The sequence below is a fragment of the Propionispora vibrioides genome (genome assembly GCF_900110485.1).
In the GTDB taxonomy this organism is placed as follows: Bacteria; Bacillota; Negativicutes; order Propionisporales; family Propionisporaceae; genus Propionispora; species Propionispora vibrioides.
The window spans coordinates 1-15547 of record NZ_FODY01000011.1 but is presented as its reverse complement, the minus strand read 5'-3'; the positions used below and the strand labels follow the sequence as shown (position 1 = coordinate 15547).

General features: G+C 50.6%; 11 protein-coding genes and 1 tRNA gene. 6 read left to right on the top strand and 6 right to left on the bottom strand.

Going from position 1 to position 15547, the window contains the following annotated elements; translation table 11 throughout:
- Positions 1–86 precede the first annotated feature (86 nt).
- Positions 87–3866: a phosphoribosylformylglycinamidine synthase gene (locus BMW43_RS10320; RefSeq protein WP_091746710.1), complete on the top strand. Its 3780-nt coding sequence runs from the start codon at positions 87–89 to the stop codon at positions 3864–3866.
- Between the two features lie 358 nt (positions 3867–4224).
- Positions 4225–4301 (top strand) — tRNA-Arg (locus tag BMW43_RS10315).
- Positions 4302–4538: 237 nt separating this feature from the next.
- Here BMW43_RS10315 and BMW43_RS10310 read toward each other — a convergent pair.
- Positions 4539–5051, bottom strand: coding sequence for a hypothetical protein (locus BMW43_RS10310; RefSeq protein ID WP_091746707.1), 513 nt, complete (start codon positions 5049–5051; stop codon positions 4539–4541).
- A gap of 402 nt (positions 5052–5453) precedes the next feature.
- Here BMW43_RS10310 and BMW43_RS10300 point away from each other — a divergent pair, with 402 nt between their 5' ends.
- Entirely contained in the window at positions 5454–5807 is a 354-nt protein-coding gene (locus tag BMW43_RS10300; RefSeq protein ID WP_245732340.1) for a nuclear transport factor 2 family protein, read from the top strand.
- A 1095-nt stretch (positions 5808–6902) separates the two neighbouring features.
- The gene (locus BMW43_RS10290) at positions 6903–7220 is read left to right on the top strand and encodes a hypothetical protein (RefSeq protein ID WP_091746698.1); all 318 of its coding nucleotides are present in this window, start codon (positions 6903–6905) and stop codon (positions 7218–7220) included.
- A gap of 133 nt (positions 7221–7353) precedes the next feature.
- Here BMW43_RS10290 and BMW43_RS10285 read toward each other — a convergent pair whose 3' ends face one another.
- Both BMW43_RS10285 and BMW43_RS10280 read right to left on the bottom strand, forming a co-directional pair.
- The gene (locus tag BMW43_RS10285) at positions 7354–7992 is read right to left on the bottom strand and encodes a response regulator (RefSeq protein ID WP_091746695.1); all 639 of its coding nucleotides are present in this window, start codon (positions 7990–7992) and stop codon (positions 7354–7356) included.
- Positions 7989–8843 carry a sensor histidine kinase gene (locus tag BMW43_RS10280; protein WP_091746693.1) on the bottom strand — a complete coding sequence of 285 codons (855 nt, stop codon included), beginning with the start codon at positions 8841–8843 and terminating at the stop codon, positions 7989–7991. The genes BMW43_RS10285 and BMW43_RS10280 overlap by 4 nt, the downstream gene beginning before the upstream one ends.
- A gap of 209 nt (positions 8844–9052) precedes the next feature.
- Between BMW43_RS10280 and BMW43_RS10275 the strand changes: the two genes are divergently transcribed.
- Both BMW43_RS10275 and BMW43_RS10270 read left to right on the top strand, forming a co-directional pair.
- Positions 9053–11026, top strand: a complete 1974-nt coding sequence (locus tag BMW43_RS10275; protein WP_091746690.1) for a TonB-dependent copper receptor — start codon at positions 9053–9055, stop codon at positions 11024–11026.
- Positions 11027–11206: 180 nt separating this feature from the next.
- A complete protein-coding gene (locus tag BMW43_RS10270; protein WP_091746688.1) occupies positions 11207–11584 on the top strand; it encodes an ArsR/SmtB family transcription factor in 378 nt (125 codons plus the stop codon).
- 102 nt (positions 11585–11686) lie between these two features.
- On the opposite strand, the gene BMW43_RS10265 is transcribed toward BMW43_RS10270, so the two are convergent.
- The 3 genes from BMW43_RS10265 to BMW43_RS10255 form a co-directional block, all read right to left on the bottom strand.
- Positions 11687–14347 (bottom strand): heavy metal translocating P-type ATPase, encoded by a 2661-nt coding sequence (locus BMW43_RS10265; RefSeq protein WP_091746685.1) that lies wholly within the window; start codon positions 14345–14347, stop codon positions 11687–11689.
- 11 nt (positions 14348–14358) lie between these two features.
- On the bottom strand, positions 14359–14727 hold the full coding sequence (locus tag BMW43_RS10260; protein ID WP_091746682.1) for an ArsR/SmtB family transcription factor: 369 nt from the start codon (positions 14725–14727) through the stop codon (positions 14359–14361).
- A 594-nt stretch (positions 14728–15321) separates the two neighbouring features.
- A partial coding sequence (locus tag BMW43_RS10255; RefSeq protein ID WP_143050578.1) for a transposase occupies positions 15322–15547 on the bottom strand: 226 nt, incomplete at its 5' end.

Sequence of the window (15547 nt, the reverse complement as noted above, 5' to 3'; positions counted from 1 at the left end):
TTTCTTATGCTTATGCCACTCTTTGGTTAACATACTAAAAGCAATAAACAACGTGTTCCATACTTAAATAAAATGGAGGCGAACCAATGACGCAAGCTGTCAAACGAATGTATGTGGAAAAGCGAAAACCCTTTGCGGTGGAAGCGCAGAGTTTATATCAGGATTTGAAGGAAAACCTGGGAATTGGCGGCCTGACCGGGGTCAGACTGGTCCACCGTTATGATTTGGCCGGCCTGACCGAACAAGAATATATCCTGGCCCGCAATACTATCTTCTCCGAACCGACGGTAGATGATGTATACGATGAGGAACTGCCCTCTACAGCCGGTGACAGTTTGTTTGCCATGGAATTTTTACCTGGTCAGTACGACCAGCGGGCTGACTCGGCGGCGCAGTGTGTTCAGATGCTTACCCAGAAGGAGCGGCCGGCGGTAGCTTCAGCCAAGGTGGTCATTCTGCAGGAGGCTGTTTCGCCGGACGAGTTGGCGCGCATCAAAGCCTATTGCATCAATCCGGTTGAATCACGGGAAGCGCAGCTTACTAAACCGGACAGTCTGGATGTGCCTGCAACCATACCGGACGATGTGGCTGTTCTGACCGGCTTCATCGCTAAAACGGAGGATGAGCTGAAGGCGATGATGGCCGATATGGGACTGGCCATGAGCTTGGCTGATCTGACTTTTTGCCAAAGCTACTTCCGCGATAACGAACACCGGGACCCGACCATTACCGAACTGAAAGTCATTGATACCTACTGGTCCGATCATTGCCGCCATACCACCTTCTTGACCAATATTGAACAGGTCGAAATGGAATACGGCCCTTACAGTCAGCCGGTGGCGGACGCCTTTGCCGAATACCGCCACGCCCGGCAAGATGTCTACGGTGACGCCCCGCGGGCAATGTCACTGATGGATATCGCGCTGATGGGCATGCGCGAGCTGAAACGGAGCGGCAAGTTGACCGATTTGGACGAATCGGACGAAATCAACGCCTGCAGTATTGTCGTACCGGTCGATGTAGATGGCCGGACAGAAGACTGGCTGGTGATGTTTAAAAACGAAACCCATAACCATCCGACGGAAATCGAACCCTTTGGCGGCGCGGCTACCTGTTTGGGCGGTGCTATTCGTGATCCGCTGTCGGGCCGTTCCTATGTGTACCAGGCCATGCGGGTTACCGGCAGCGGCGATCCCCGCTCCGGCATTGCCGACACGCTGCCGGGCAAACTGCCGCAGCGCAAGATTACCCTTGGCGCGGCGGCCGGCTATAGCTCCTATGGTAATCAGATCGGCCTGGCAACCGGCCAGGTAGCGGAAGTCTACGACGAAGGCTTTATTGCCAAACGGATGGAAATTGGCGCCGTCATTGCGGCCGCGCCGAAACGCAACGTCGTCCGGGAACAGCCGCAGCCCGGCGATGTCATTATCCTGCTGGGCGGCCGGACCGGCCGGGACGGCTGCGGCGGCGCCACCGGTTCCTCCAAGGAGCACACCGAGGAATCGCTGGCCAGTTGCGGCGCCGAAGTGCAAAAGGGGAATGCCCCGACTGAACGAAAACTGCAACGACTGTTTAGAAACCCCGAAGTCAGCACGTTGATCAAACGCTGCAACGACTTTGGCGCCGGCGGTGTTTCGGTGGCTATCGGCGAGCTGGCCGACGGCCTTGCCGTCAATCTCGACGCTGTTCCCAAGAAATACGAAGGATTGGACGGCACCGAACTGGCTATTTCCGAGTCACAGGAACGGATGGCCGTGGTCGTGGCAGCCGAACAGGTAGACACCTTCTGCCAGTATGCTGACGCAGAGAATTTGGAAGCCAGCGTGGTAGCCATTGTTACCGACAAACACCGCCTGCAAATGGCCTGGCGTGGCAAAACCATTGTTGACCTCAGCCGGGACTTCTTAAATACCAATGGGGTAACCCAATATACCCAGGTGAAGGTAGCCGCACCGGATAGCGGCTCGGACTACTTCAAACAATTGCCGCAGCCTGTGCTTGCGCAAAAAGGTGATTTGCGGCAGGCCTGGTTGGCTATGCTGGCCGATCTGAATGTCTGCAGCCAAAAAGGTCTGGTTGAACGCTTTGACAGCACCATCGGTGCCGGCACTGTCCTGATGCCCTTTGGCGGTACCTATCAGGCTACGCCGGCTGAAGGCATGGCGGCCAAAATTCCCGTGTTGGACGGCGAAACCAGTACGGCCACCCTCATGACTTATGGCTATAACCCGCAGCTTTCCAGTTGGAGCCCCTTCCATGGCGCGCTGTACGCCGTCATCGAAGCGGTGGCGAAGGTGGTTGCTCTGGGCGGTGATTACCGGGCTATCCGCCTGACGCTGCAGGAGTATTTTGAGAAGCTCGGCAACGACCCTGCCAAATGGGGCAAGCCGTTCAGCGCCCTGCTGGGTGCCTATTACGCCCAAAAGCGGCTGGGCATTCCGGCCATCGGCGGCAAGGACAGCATGTCGGGCACCTTCAAGGACCTGCAGGTGCCGCCTACCCTGGTTGCTTTTGCCGTGGATGTGGCTAAGGCCCAGAACATTGTCTCCCAGGAATTTAAAGCTGCCGGCAATCCGGTAGTGTTGGTTTCCCTGCCGCGGGACGAACGGCAACTGCCTGACTTTGCTGCGCTGGAAACTAATTACAGCAAGATTCATGATCTTATCCGCCAGGAAAAAGTCCTGGCAACACATACCGTACGTTACGGCGGGGTGGCGGCAGCCATCAGCAAAATGGCCTTTGGTAACAGGATTGGCGTTTGCTTTGACGGTACGTTTACCTCAGAGGAACTGTTTGCTTCCGATTACGGTTCCATTCTATTGGAAATGGCGCCCGGCGTAGAGCTAAAGGCCGCCTTTGGTGAAGTACCGTTCCGCTGCCTGGGTTATACACAGGCAAACCCTGTTCTTACCGTGAACGGACAGGACATTGCTTTACGCGATGCCCAGGCCGCCTGGGAAAAGCCTCTGGAAAGAATCTTCCCGACCCAGGCCGGCATGGCAACAGGACAACCCCAGAACGTTGCCTTTTCCGGAAGGAATAGCCGCAAACCGGCTGTACGGATCGCTAAGCCGCGGGTGTTTATCCCCGTATTCCCCGGCACCAACTGCGAATACGACTCGGCCCGGGCCTTTGCGCAAGCCGGCGGCCTGCCGCAGACGCTCGTTATCCGCAATCTGACATCGGCCGCTGTGGAAGAGGCTATTGCCGCCACGGTAGCTGCCATCCGTCAGTCGCAGATTGTTATGCTGCCGGGAGGCTTTAGCGCCGGTGACGAACCGGACGGCTCCGGCAAGTTTATCGCTACGTTGTTTAGAAATCCCCGCGTCAAGGAAGCGGTAACCGAACTACTGCAAAAGCGGGACGGCCTGATGCTGGGCATCTGCAACGGTTTTCAGGCACTCATCAAATTGGGACTGGTCCCCTACGGCGAAATTCGTGACCTTACTCCGGACTGCCCGACATTGACCTATAACACGCTGGGGCGCCATATATCCTGCCTGTCGAAGACCAAAGTGGTCTCCAACCTGTCGCCCTGGTTCAGCCGGGTGGAAGTGGGCGATATCCACACTGTGGCCATGTCGCATGGTGAAGGCCGGTTTGTCGCCAGCCCGGCAATGATCAGTCAACTGATTCAGCAAGGCCAGATTGCCACTCAGTATGTGGATTTTGACGGTAAGCCGTCCATGGATATTATCCACAACCCGAACGGTTCGGTTGAAGCTGTTGAAGGAATTACCAGCCCGGACGGCAGAGTGCTTGGTAAAATGGGTCATTCCGAACGGACTGGCGAGCAAATTGCCAAAAATGTCCCCGGCAATAAAGACCAACAAATCTTCCAGGCCGGTATCAATTATTTTAACTAACAGGGCAATAACAACTTATCCACATTTTTATTCACAAATTCTATGTAAATGTGGATAAGTGGAAAACGCTTCTATGACAATTGTGGAAAAAACCTGATTTTCGCATAAAATCTCCATTGTTTCTGTGGATAACCCTGTGCAAAAGGTGGACAACTTGCTGAATAACTGTTTTACCCTCCCATTATGCACAGCAGTTATCTACAATAAACAGGACATTTCCACCCAAGATATCCACGGCCTGTGAATAAATTGAACAGGGTCGCTGAGGTATTTTAAGGAAATATAATAATATTTGTTGACAATGCTTATTAAAAAGTGATATAATAATTTTCGTTGGCCGGTAAATGGCTGGCGAAATGACTCCGTAGCTCAGCTGGATAGAGCGTTTGACTACGAATCAAAAGGTCGCAGGTTCGAATCCTGCCGGGGTCGCCATTTTGAATAGTAGAAAGGCTTTACGGGATTCTCGTAAAGCCTTTTTTTCGTTTTTATAGCAAAAGGAAGAGTTAAGCCGTAAGGTGGCCGAACAATTTGGGGGTACGCGGCTACGGCAGGACCCTTCACTAGCCAGGAGGCAATTAGACGGCGGCGATACCATACGGCCCGGCTCCGCTAAGGGGACCCCTCCCAAATAAAAATAAGCCCGGCAGCCTAGGCCACCGGGCTATTTCTTCATTCTCTTTCATCATCCTCATTTTTAAGCGGTTTAGATACTACAGGTTGAATTACTGAAGTACTTTGTGTATCTCGCAAGTAAAACCAAGCCGAAAAGGAATACCAGGCTAAAAAGATTAAAACGGCCACATATTTGGGCATTCCTGTATATTCAAATAAATCATAAGCATTCATCAATTCTCCTATAACATAGCTCAAGGCAGTAAAGGTAAGGACATAAAGAGCTAAAAAGCCTTTTCTTCTCGGCATTAGATAAAAGAATATTGCAAAATCAAAAGTCCATGTAATCGGAACAAATATGGGGATGAATCCCAACACACTAAAGTTTCCCATATTCATAAATTGTATCTGATTTATGGGAACAAATGCAGCTATAGTAAGAACATCTATAATTCCACCAAAAACAAGGCCATAGAGAAGACACCGTTTGTATTGATTCTTGGGCACTAAGAATAAAAATGCAATTCCCGCCACGGCGGTAAAAATCAAATAAATATAGCTTTTATCCATATGTAATCTCCTTATAATTTTTATTAGTATTTCACCTTTTATCCAATCCATGCAAAATAAAAAAATCCCCCCACCCTGGCGATAAACCAGAATGGAGGGATTTGTACGCGGCCGCGGCAGAGCCCCTTCACTAGCCGGAGGTAATCAGACAGCGGCGGCACCGGATGCCCCGGTTACCAAAAGTAGTTTATATCGTGGATTGAATATGACATACTATTGTCTTATTGCTTCCTGTACAATAAAAAAACAGGAGGTGATGAATAATAAGTGGGTCCAGTCGATCAGGGAAAATGTACGCGACATGGTATTCTTGTTACAGCTTGTGAGGAAATCCTTGGCCTGGAGGATAGTGGACCCCGGGTAAATAGTGCAGTTACTATTCTAAATAGATAAGGAGCGATCATGATGACAGTGAAACTAACGGCCCCTATCCAAACTTACATGGACTCAATCAATGGAAACGACCTTACAGCAATTGACAGGTGTATGGCAGTGGACGTTCATGTTCACGATATTGGCGAGAAAAAGCACATCAATGGTATAGAAGCAGTGAAAAAATGGCGCGGTGGCAGCAATAACGAGTTTCAGTTGAAATCGGAAGTGACAGCTGTCGAAGAAAACCATGGGATAACCGCAGTAACATCCATAACTAGGGGTAACTTTCCGGGAAGTCCGCAAATATTTTATTATCATTTTTCAGTAGAGGATGGCCTGATAACAAATATCGAAATAGTTCCGGGGAAAGAAAACGTCTAGCTAATTTTTTTATCGCTATTCGATTATCTATTTAAGCGTGTGAGCAGATGATTCAAAAAAGCAATCCCGTAGTAAGCTGCCGGGATTGCTTTGCTATTTGCTGAAAATTTATAAAGTGAGCAGATATACATTTAAACTTGGCTCAGTCCCCCGTCAACGGTAATTTCACCGCCAGTTACATAGGAGGAGTCGGCAGAAGCAAACGACGCACGTTTACAAGCGAATTCAAGAAACAGATGCTTCAACTCTATAAAAACGGAAATCGAGAACAACTGTGATAATCTTTCCAAGCTGGAAGATTATGCTATAATAATTACAACAGGTTGTCGAGGGACGGTTAGCCACACCCTTTTCCAAAGGGGGTGGTATGATGATTTCAATGTTTGAGGCAATGTATCTGATGATTGCATTTGCAACACTCGTTGTTTTGATCATAAAAAAGAAATAACCGCTCCCACGCCATGGTTTGCGGTTATTTCTCAATAACGTAATCCGGGCTAACCGTTCGGTTAGACAGTCTGTTGGGCTGGCGTGTTAGAGCACGTCAGTCCTTTTCTTATATTATACCCATAGCTTGTAAAATATGCAATCAGTCAATAAAAAATCCTGGTCGGCCTGTCCCGCTTGACTTGCAATTCACCCAGAAAGGGCTATAATTAGAAATAGGTGGAAATTAAAGAGTCGCCGTGACCTGAAAGTGTTAGAGCACTTCCAGGCTCGCGCAAGGTGCCAGAACACCTACACGTAACAGCTAAGCTGTCCACGACGACATTTCTATTATACAATGCTGCCCGCGGAAGTACAAGCGAGGCGCGGGTATAGTGGGATGTTGGGGAGCAACTGTGCGACTTCACGCAGCAGATGATTCAGCCTATTCCTGATCCCGGCAACGGAAAGGCAAGTGTTCGCGTACATATTTTACTGACTGCTTTTCTGTTGACAGCCGGTTTCGTTCCGGTTTATTGGGTTTGGGCTTTAGCAAACGACGAAGCAAAGCGCATGTGTAGGGTAAAAAGCCTCGCATGCGCTTTTTAATTTCCCCCTATAAAAAAGCTGATGGCAGTGTATGTCGCAGCCTGAGTAGGGGGCTTTGGTGTGTTACATAGTGTTTTAAAGCAAGCATTTGAGCAGTATGTTTTTGACAGAGTAAGTGATATCCTGAGTCTGGCCAGTGTTACTGATGCAAAATACAAGAAAGCAGTAAAAGAGTCCGACGCTGTACTATCGCAGCTTATGGAATTGGCCCGCAGCTTGGAAGCGCAGCAGCCGGAATTACTTCTTCTGATTATGGAGTATGAGGCTGTCACAACCCTTGAAGCCGGTCTGGCCGCTGAGATTATTTATCGGGAAGGATTTCGGGATAGCTGTAGTCTACGTCAGGAATTTGCCGCTTTGATGCAGCAGACCATGTAAGGTTATCGTTATTTTTCGGCGTACCCAGAGCCAAAGGAACGGAATTGTTGAAGTATCCCTCGAACAACTAACCCAGGTTCTCCAGCTTTGCGGATCAAGGCTGGAAAACCTGGGTTAGTTAGTTTTACTCCGGCTAATGCTCCACCAGGCCATTTTTATAAGCAAAGGCAATCAACTGCATCCGGTTTTGCACATGGAGTTTATCCAGGATATTGCGCAGGTGATTTTTTACCGTGCTTTCACTGAGATATAGCGTTTCACTGATCTCTTTATTGCTAAGCCCCTGGCTGATTAGCTGCAGCACTTCCTGTTCCCGTTCCGACAAGCGGCTATCGGCAACCGTCTGCTTCTGTCCGGCAAATTCCTGAAGGATTTTGGCTGCCAGCACCCGGGAGATGGGAGCTTCGCCCTGGGCGATACTGACAATATAGTCCAGCCAGTATTCCGGTTCCATATTCTTGAGTAGATACCCCTGGGCGCCGCGTTTAATGGCCTCGAAGAAGTCCTGGACATCGTCCGATACGCTCAGCATGATGATTTTTGTCTGGGGCATAGCCGATTTAATCCGGCCGGTCGCTTCCAGTCCATCACCGTCCGGCATGCGGATATCCATCAAAATAAGATCAGGCTGCAGTTGTACTGCCTTTTCCAGTGCTTCGGTCCCGTTGGTTGCCTCACCGACAATTTCAAACAGGGGATTGGCGGCAAGGATGCTGGCGATTCCCTTGCGGGACAGGAAGTGGTCGTCAACGATCAGGACTTTAATGGTCACGAGAACAGCTCCTTTTTCTTGTTTTTCGTAACCGTTACCGTGGTTCCGGTACCCGGACTACTGGTCAGTTTAAGGTCGGCTTTAATGGACTTTATATCCTGTTCCAATAGTTTATAACCGAAGGAATTCTTTTTGCGGAGATTGTCCGCCGCAACAAAGCCCTTGCCGTTGTCGGCGATCGTCAGGGTAAAGGCTTCGCTGTTTTCGTTTAAGCTGACATTCACCTGCGTTGCTGCGGCATGCTTGCGAATGTTGAATAATAACTCCTGAAAAATATGGAATAGCTGCTTGCGTTCATAAGAGTTAAAAGGATTTGGCGTGGCGCAAGTGACGGCTAAATTGACTTTGGTCCCGGTCTGCACTTCATACTGGTGCAGATGATTCTGCATGGCGGCGATGAGATTGATATTGTCATCGGCGGCCACGGTTTGCAGGGCAAAAATATGCTGCCGCAGTTCGGTATCGGTAAACCGGATGGCTTCCCGCAAGTCGGTAATTGCCGACCAGGGCTGCTGGCCGTTTTTGCAGGCCTTTTCGATGTCCATTATTTTTACGTTCATAAAAAACAGCGACTGGGCGATACTGTCATGCAAATTGCGGGCAATCCGGGAACGCTCCTGCAATACCGCCGTTTCCTGTTTTTCCTGCTGCAGCTTGCCGTACAGGTTTTCCATTAAGGCGAAGATGCCGTGGGAAAATAAGAAAAAGATGATTCCTGTCAGGATTGCCACCAACACATTGCCCCAATTCATCGAAATCACCTGTAGGTATTCGTGTCTGGCGAATTCAAACAGGCCGATGCAGATAGCCGGTACGATGGCTGCGATCCATTTCATTTGAGTAATCGGCATAGGATACCTCCCAGGCAGGCGAGCCTGATATTTGTAATAGAAAGAGAAGTGCTGTTTTTAGTACTTTAGGTCAACAAGATAGTGCTTAGAGATAGTATTGTGTCAAGCCCTAAGCAGTTATAATTGATAATGATAATCAATTATAACGCTAATCCCTAATTTGTACAATGCTGTGGATTGGAAAATTAAATAAGAATGGTGATGATCGGATGAAAAAAGTACGGATACTGGCGGTGTCTTCCCTGTTGCTTCTGTCCGCCAATGCGCAGCCGGCCGGGGCGGCAGAAGAGGAAAAGTTCACCTTTACGCTGGATGAGATTGTGGTTACCGCGCCAGCGGTCAGTGATCCCCTGACGGTGGAAACCGACCCCAAGTCGCCCAAACAGCCGGTGCCGGCGGCTGATGGCGGCGGCTATCTGAAAAATATTCCCGGGTTTTCCGTGGCCCGTCAGGGTGGGACAGGCAGTGATCCGGTTTTCCGGGGGCTGGGAGGAACGCGCCTTAATGTTTTATTGGATGGCACTTATCAGTTTGGCGCCTGCCCCGGCCGGATGGACCCCACTACCTCGTATGTTTTCCCCGAATCGTACAGCAAGATCACCGTTTTAAAAGGACCGGAAACGGTCAAATACGGTGGCGGCAATGTCTCTGGGACGGTATTGTTTGACCGGGAGACGGAGCGGTTTGACAAACCGGACGTTCGTGTCAACAGCAGCCTACTGTTCGGCAGCAACGGTCGTGATGATGAGCTGTTGGACATTACGGCCGGTGATACCAAAGGCTATGTGCGAATCATAAAAACCCACTCCAATGCCGATGATTATACCGACGGTAACGGCAATAAGGTTCATTCGTTCTATACCAGGCAGAGCCTGACCGGTATCTTTGGCTGGACGCCTGATGCCGATACCCTGTACGAATTTACCGCCGAGACCAGTGATGCCGAGGCGGCTTACGGCGGCCGGTCAATGGACGGCCCCCAGTTTGACCGCAATGATTACAGCTTTAAATTCAATAAGAAAAACATATCACCGGTGGTGCGTAACCTGGAATTCAAAGCCTTTCATAACTATGTGGACCATGTGATGGATAACTATTCGCTGCGGCCTGGTGCCATGATGCCAATGGCGATGGAAGTTGACCGGACGACCAACGGTGGACGGCTGGCGGCAGATTTGAATTTAGGTCGGACCACCACGGCGACAGTAGGGCTGGATTATCAAAAAAATGAGCATGCTGGACGGAGCGCCATGGGAATGATGGGAAATCCCCCGGTTTATACCACCGGCATGGTCCGTGATTTGACGTTTACCAATTATGGCTTATTCAGCGAGTTTAAGCACCAATTGGCCAATAACAGCCGGCTGCTGGCCGGACTGAGAACCGACAGCCTGGACGTAAGGAATGAAAAAACGGCGGCAGAAGATCATGACCGCACCTACGGCGCTTTCCTGCGCTATGAACATGATCACGCCAACGCACCGGTTACCACGTATATCGGCCTTGGTCATGCCCAGCGGCCGGCGGATTACTGGGAACGGAACACTAATTTTTACCTGAAGCCGGAGAAGAACACCCAGCTTGACACGGGGCTCCTTTATCGGTCCGGTAAACTGAATACCAGCCTGTCGGTGTTTTACGCCGATATTAACGACTTTATCTTGTTTAAAAATGCCAATGACTCGGCAACCAAGACGGCAGAGAATGTGGATGCTTCCCTGTATGGCGGCGAGGTTGATGCGGCCTACTCGCTGAATAAAAATTGGACGGTCACCGCTTCGCTGGCTTATGTACGGGGCAATAATGATTCGGATCATCGGCCTTTGGCCCAAGTCCCACCGCTGGAAGGAACGCTGGGCCTCAAATACAGTCATGAGAAGCTGGAAGCGGGCCTATTGTGGCGCGGCGTTCAGGCGCAAACCCGTTATGATTTAAATAGCGGCAGCGAAGTCGGTTACGATTTGGGCGCCAGCAGCGGTTTTGGCCTTCTTTCGGCCAATGTGGGCTATAAAGCCAGTAAGGAGATTACGATTGCTGCCGGTGTGGATAATATTTTTGACAAGAATTATGCCGAATTTATTAGCCGCTCGGGTGCTTCGATTCCGGCGCTGGGCATCGCTTCTTCCTTTAGAGTGAACGAACCGGGTCGTACCATCTGGGTAAAGGCAAACTACCGGTATTAAGTGGTTTCACGCGTTCCTCGGATACTTAGTAAGTTTTAATCCCTGGGCCAGTCCTGCGGGCGGCTGCCAGGGGAGTTTGTGCCGGTAGTCTGTAGCGCTGCATTGCTTGAAAAGCCGTTTCTTGACAGCAGGGATGAGAACCGATATATTTGATATGACTACATCTTCAGGCGGTGTGCGATGAAAAAGTATTCCTGCGATTCCGATCTGTGTGAACAATTATGTGAACACCCTCAGAATATTTGTCTGGCCAAAAGTGATATGCTGCCGGAAGGAGAAGCGCGGCAAATAACGGAAATGTTCCGGCTGTTGGGCGATATGACCCGGTTTAAAATACTACAGGCTTTATCCAAACGGGAGTTGTGTGTATGCGATATTGCAGCGGTGCTGCAAATGGCGCAATCGGCCGTTTCGCAGCAGCTTCGCTTACTGCGTGGGGCCCATTTGGTTAAGTATCGTAAGGAAGGGACGCTGGCGTGGTATTCGCTTAATGACGATAACATTGCCGTGTTGCTGCAGCAAGGGTTGGATCACATCCGGCACAATGAGAGAGACTGAACAAGCTAGGTGCTTCCCTGTGAATTTAGATTGTTTTATCGGGCAAGCCGGCTAATAAAGAGAAGGACTGACGCAATATAGGTCAGTCCTTCTTGTATTCTATTACACTTTATAACTTATTTTTTGCATTAGCCGCATACCGTTCAGCGTGACCAGAATGGAAGAACCCATGTCGGCGAGCACTGCCAGCCACAGATCGACGAAACCGAGGAAGGTAAGCAGGATGAACACTACTTTAATCAATACGGCGAAACCGATATTTTGCTTGATGACGGCAACTGTCTTACGGCTCAAATTGATGACGTAGGCCAACTTGCCCAGATCGTCGGCCATCAAAGCGATATCGGCTGTTTCCAGCGCCGTATCCGAGCCGGCTACGCCCATGGCTACGCCAACCTTGGCAGCGGCCAGCGCCGGGGCGTCATTGACGCCGTCCCCGACCATGACGACTGTGCCGTACTCGTTGGTCAGTTTTTGTACGGTGGTCACTTTGTCCTGGGGCAATAAATCGCTGTAATAGGCGTCGAGGGTAAGGGTTTCGGCGATGGCGGCGGCAACCCGGCTATTGTCTCCGGTCAGCATGGCAATGTGTTTCATGCCGGCCTGACGCAATTGCCGGATGGCGGCTCTACTGTTGTCCCGCAGGGTGTCCGCTACGGCGATCAAGCCCCAAATGGTCTGAGCTGAGCCAATCAGCATAACCGTTTTTCCCTGCTCTTCCAAGTGGACCATGGCGGCTTGTGTTTGTTCTAGACTCAGGCCTAGTTTTTCAAACAACCGGCGGTTGCCGATATAGACCGTTTGTCCGTTGATGTCGGCCTGCGCGCCGCGCCCCACCAGGGCCTTGAAATTGGCCGCCGGCTGCAGGGGAAGCGACCGGGCTTTGTCGACAATTGCCACAGCCAGCGGATGTTCGGACCATTTCTCCACCGCTGCGGCTAGCGACAGAAGCTCGGTTTCCGTAGTTTCGCCCATTGGCAGGATATCAGTGACGACCGGGCGGCCATGGGTCAGAGTGCCGGTCTTATCAAAGGCAATAGCCTGAATGCCGCCCATTTGTTCCAAATAAGCGCCACCTTTAATCAGCACGCCGTTACGGGAGGAGTTGCCGATAGCCGATACAATGGACACCGGGGTAGAGATGACCAGGGCGCATGGGCAGGAAATAACCAGCAGCACCAGCCCCTTGTAAAACCAAGGTGCAAAGGGCTGACTGAAGAACAACCAGGGAAGGATCATAATGCCGGCAGCGGCAAGTAAAACAGCCGGGGTGTAGTATTTGGCGAAGATATCGACAAATTGTTGGGACGGTGCCTTCTGGGCCTGGGCTTCTTCCACCAGATGCATGATTTTGGCCAAAGTGGAATCAGCGGCAATCCGGGTGACCTCGATTTCCAAAGCGCCGTGCGCATTGACCGTCCCGGCATACACCGTATCGCCGGCCGTTTTTTCCACAGGCAGTGATTCGCCGGTAATGGTGGCCTGGTTGACAGCTGACAGGCCGCTTTTTACGATGCCGTCCATAGCAATCCGATCGCCCGGTTTGACGATCATGATATCACCAATCACGATTTCTTCCACCGGCAGCCGTTCTTCTGTGCCATTCCGCCGTACCAATGCCTCGGGCGGGGCCAGTTCCATCAGCGCCCGGATGGATTGGCGGGTTTTATCCATCGTATAGGCCTGCAGGGTATTGCCAAAGGAGAACAAAAAGGCAACGGTTGCGCCTTCACTCCACTCGCCGATGGCCGCGGCGCCAATCACGGCTACAGTCATTAGAAAATTCATGTCAAAGGTAAAGGCGCGTAGCCCGTATAGTCCGCTTTTGGCGGCGTTGTACCCACCAATTACGGCGGCGGCAGCATACAGGGGGATGAGCACGGTGTCGCCATAGTTCAGCCATTCCAGCACTGTGGACAAACCCAGAATAACGCCGGATACTATCGTCGCTTGGGTCCGCCGGTTGGTCCACCATGCCGCTTTGGTCTCCGGCCGGCGCGGGCCCGCCGTCAGGCGTTCGGCTTGATAACCGGCCTGCTTAACTGCCTGCAGGATGTCGGCAACCGGGGCGGTATGCTCTACCGTTAGCTTGCCGGCGGCGAAATTTACCCGAGCGGATACTACGCCGGTCAGGGCAGCAACGCGTTTTTCCAGTTTGACGGCGCAATCGCCACAGTCCAGACCGGAAACCTGGAAGACCGATTGCTGAGCGCCGGACGGACCACCCGCGGCGGGAAGGAGAGCAGCCTGATAGCCAAAGCTGCTGACCGCTTTTTCAATTTGGGACGGTTGGAGCTTCGTTTGATCATAGGTGACTTTCAGTTTGGCAGTAGCGAAATTAACATGGGCATCCATTACACCAGTTAGTTTGCTAATGCCCTTTCCCAATTTAGCCGCGCAGTCAGCGCAATCCAGGCCATCTACCGTAAAGGTGCTGGTCCCGGTGACCGTTGCCGGAGTTTGGGAGCTTTCCTGCTTTGTGCCGGCAGGAACACAGCATTCACAAGGTTTGGCAGCCGGGGCGGCGATGGCCGCTCCGTCATGGCAGCAATCGCAGGCAGACTCGGCTAATGATGGGACTGATTCAGCCTCGCAACAACTGCAACCGGGCTCGGTAACAGACACAGAGCTTGGCGGCGGGCAGCAGCCGCAAGTCGCAGCCGGCTCCAACTTGACTGCTTGTCCGGAACCTGATGAGCAGCAATCACTTGGGCAGGTGGTTTTCCGGGGAGCTTTATTTCCTGATAGTTTTTTTAAAGCCATCTTTTTCACTCCTATTCATGACTAATATGAGCAATCGTTTGCGCCAGTAAAGAGCCAACATGGTTGTCGTCCAACGAATACCAGGCTAGTTTTCCTTCGCGGTGATATTTAACTAGACGAGCATTACGCAGCAAGCGCAGCTGATGAGATACCGCCGACTGACTCATTTCCACAATGGTGGCAATATCACAAACGCATAGTTCGCGCCGAGATAAGCTTTGTAAAATTTTTACCCTGGTAGTATCTCCGAGCAGCCTAAAGATCTCAGCGACTTGCTGCGCTTGGCGGTCAGCAAGCACTTCTTGTTTTGCAGTGTTAACCACGTCTTGATGATCGCAAGACTGCTCGCACACATCATTAGGGTATTTAATCGTCAGCATAGGCCGTCTCCTTTGCTTATAATATTATACATATGAATATATTTTCATATGTATAATATATGGGGGCCTGATATAAAAGTCAAGGGAAAAATAGAATAGGGATAGCTCTCTACAGAAGGATAGTCTTTTCGGCATTATGTAGCCTGCGGTTAGATACAGCAATGTTGTTGTTCCCATGGCAGCCAACCGTAAGGCAGGCATAGTTGACCTGACTGGCAACGGGAATATCCATAACAGCTGACGTTAAAGCCGGAGTCTCCTAAGGCGATAGGTTGTCGCCACTGGAGCCGTCAGTTAAAACCGCGCCGATAATGGCCATTAACAGTGGTATGATACTGTAAAAATCCAGCAGAATTGCTGCTGACAGCAGTTTCGTATTATCTAAATACTGCCGGTTATGAGAAGAGGGGAGGTTGCAAAGTTCCTGATTTGTTCCCAGTTTGGCCTAACCTATGCCACAATTAGTGTCTATACTAAAAGCACAAGCTTAAAGACCAGCTATGAAAAGTCAAGTACCACAAGTTAAGAAATCTAAAAGGAGGTTATTTTTGGGCACAAGAAATAAGCCTATAATAGGCAAAGGATTTCAATAAGTTAAGCTAGAGGCACATAGGGTTTCTGATTTCTAAGAACTGCATGAATTATGTATGTGAGCTTCCTAGCAACAGCACCAGTTGCGGAAAAAGAATGCTTGCCTTGAGCGATTTTTTGGGTGTAAAAGTCTTTCAAAATGGGGTTATGTATTTTGGCAACATTAGCAGCTAACCAGATAGCTCTGCGCAAATAAGGGGAGCCACGTTTGGACATATGATTTTGGTTG